Source organism: Devosia alba (assembly GCF_039938915.1).
In the GTDB taxonomy this organism is placed as follows: Bacteria; Pseudomonadota; Alphaproteobacteria; order Rhizobiales; family Devosiaceae; genus Devosia; species Devosia alba.
Genome location: NZ_JBDUUI010000032.1, coordinates 1 through 2500, shown reverse-complemented (window position 1 = coordinate 2500; position 2500 = coordinate 1). Strand labels below are relative to the sequence as shown.

The 2500-nt window shown below is 51.4% G+C and carries 2 rRNA genes (1 of these 2 cut by a window edge); both read left to right on the top strand.

Annotated elements, in window-relative coordinates:
• A 23S ribosomal RNA gene (locus ABFY71_RS18585) occupies positions 1 to 2166 on the top strand; it begins 556 nt to the left of the window's first position.
• 132 nt (positions 2167 to 2298) lie between these two features.
• Positions 2299 to 2414, top strand: a 5S ribosomal RNA gene (gene rrf, locus ABFY71_RS18580).
• Positions 2415 to 2500: the final 86 nt, after the last annotated feature.

The window sequence follows — 2500 nt, the reverse complement described above, 5'->3', positions numbered from 1 at the left end:
TGACTAGCAAGCTTAAGCCGTTAGGTGTAGGCGTAGCGAAAGCGAGTCTGAATAGGGCGTTAAGTTAGTCGGATTAGACCCGAAACCGAGTGATCTAGGTATGAGCAGGTTGAAGGTAAGGTAACACTTACTGGAGGACCGAACCCACGTCTGTTGAAAAAGACGGGGATGACTTGTTCCTAGGGGTGAAAGGCCAATCAAACTCGGAAATAGCTGGTTCTCCGCGAAAGATATTTAGGTATCGCCTCGAGCGAATACTCTGGGGGGTAGAGCACTGGATGGGCTAGGGGGTCTCACCGACTTACCAAACCTAACCAAACTCCGAATACCCAGAAGTACTACTCGGGAGACAGACGGCGGGTGCTAAGGTCCGTCGTCAAAAGGGAAACAGCCCTAACCTACAGCTAAGGTCCCCAAGTCATAGTTAAGTGGGAAAGCATGTGGGATTGCTTAGACAACCAGGAGGTTGGCTTAGAAGCAGCCATCCTTTAAAGATAGCGTAACAGCTCACTGGTCAAGCGATCCTGCGGCGAAGATGTACCGGGTCTAAAACTATGCACCGAAGCTTAGGGTTTACAACTTTGTTGTAAGCGGTAGCGGAGCGTTCCGTAAGCCTGTGAAGGGATACCTGTGAGGGGTCCTGGAGGTATCGGAAGTGCGAATGATGACATGAGTAGCGATAAAAAGTGTGAGAGACACTTTCGCCGAAAGTCCAAGGGTTCCTGCGCAATGCTAATCAGCGCAGGGTTAGTCGGCCCCTAAGTCGAGGCAGAAATGCGTAGACGATGGGAATCACGTTAATATTCGTGAACCAGGTGGTAGTGACGGATCGCGCAGGTTCGTATCCCCTTATTGGATTGGGGGTGCGATGAGCCGGTTCCAGGAAATAGCTCCACCAATATTGACCGTACCCTAAACCGACACAGGTGGACTGGTAGAGTATACCAAGGCGCTTGAGAGAACTATACTGAAGGAACTCGGCAAATTGCATGCGTAACTTCGGGATAAGCATGACTTCTACGAGGGCAACCTTGTGGGAGTGGCACAAAAGAGGGGGTGGCGACTGTTTACTAAAAACACAGGGCTCTGCGAAGTTGCAAAACGACGTATAGGGTCTGACGCCTGCCCGGTGCCGGAAGGTTAAAAGGAGATGTGAAAGCATTGAATTGAAGCCCCGGTAAACGGCGGCCGTAACTATAACGGTCCTAAGGTAGCGAAATTCCTTGTCGGGTAAGTTCCGACCTGCACGAATGGCGTAACGACTTCCCCACTGTCTCCAGTATAGACTCAGCGAAATTGAATTCCCCGTGAAGATGCGGGGTTCCTGCGGTCAGACGGAAAGACCCCATGCACCTTTACTATAGCTTTACGCTGGCATTTGTGTCGGCATGTGCAGGATAGGTGGTAGGCTTTGAAGCAAGGACGCTAGTTCGTGTGGAGCCAAAAGATGAGATACCACCCTTATCGTCATAGATGTCTAACCGCGGCATAACAGTGTCCGGGACAGCGTATGGTGGGTAGTTTGACTGGGGCGGTCGCCTCCCAAAGAGTAACGGAGGCGCGCGATGGTAGGCTCAGAACGGTCGGAAATCGTTCCTCGAGTGCAATGGCATAAGCCTGCCTGACTGCGAGACTGACAAGTCGAGCAGAGACGAAAGTCGGTCATAGTGATCCGGTGGTCCCGCGTGGAAGGGCCATCGCTCAACGAATAAAAGGTACGCTGGGGATAACAGGCTGATAATGCCCAAGAGTCCATATCGACGGCATTGTTTGGCACCTCGATGTCGGCTCATCACATCCTGGGGCTGGAGCAGGTCCCAAGGGTATGGCTGTTCGCCATTTAAAGTGGTACGTGAGCTGGGTTTAGAACGTCGTGAGACAGTTCGGTCCCTATCTGCCGTGGGTGTAGGAATATTGAGAAGAGCTGACCCTAGTACGAGAGGACCGGGTTGGACGAATCTCTGGTGGACCTGTTGTGGCGCCAGCCGCATTGCAGGGTAGCTAAATTCGGACGGGATAACTGCTGAAAGCATCTAAGCAGGAAGCCTCCTTCAAAACTAGTATTCCCTTGAGAGCCGTGGAAGACCACCACGTCGATAGGCCGGGTGTGGAAGCGCAGCAATGTGTGAAGCTTACCGGTACTAATAGCTCGATTGGCTTGATCGTTCTCATTAATCTATGTCCGCATAGACTGTGAAATGATCGGCTCAGATAATACACCAGACATCGCTTCTTGCATGGGAAAGCGATGTCCAAACAAACCAAAAAACCAGAATTCACTCATACGTTTTTCGCTGACCTTGTGGTTCTTGCGAGGAGCCCAAGACCCGATCCCATCCCGAACTCGACCGTCAAATTCCTCCGCGCCGATGGTACTAAGTCTTAAGGCTTGGGAGAGTAGGTCGCTGCAAGGTCTGCCAAAAACGTATGATCTCAATACAATGTCGAAAAATACAAAAAGCCCGCACTGGAAACAGTGCGGGCTTCTTGCGTTCCAAAA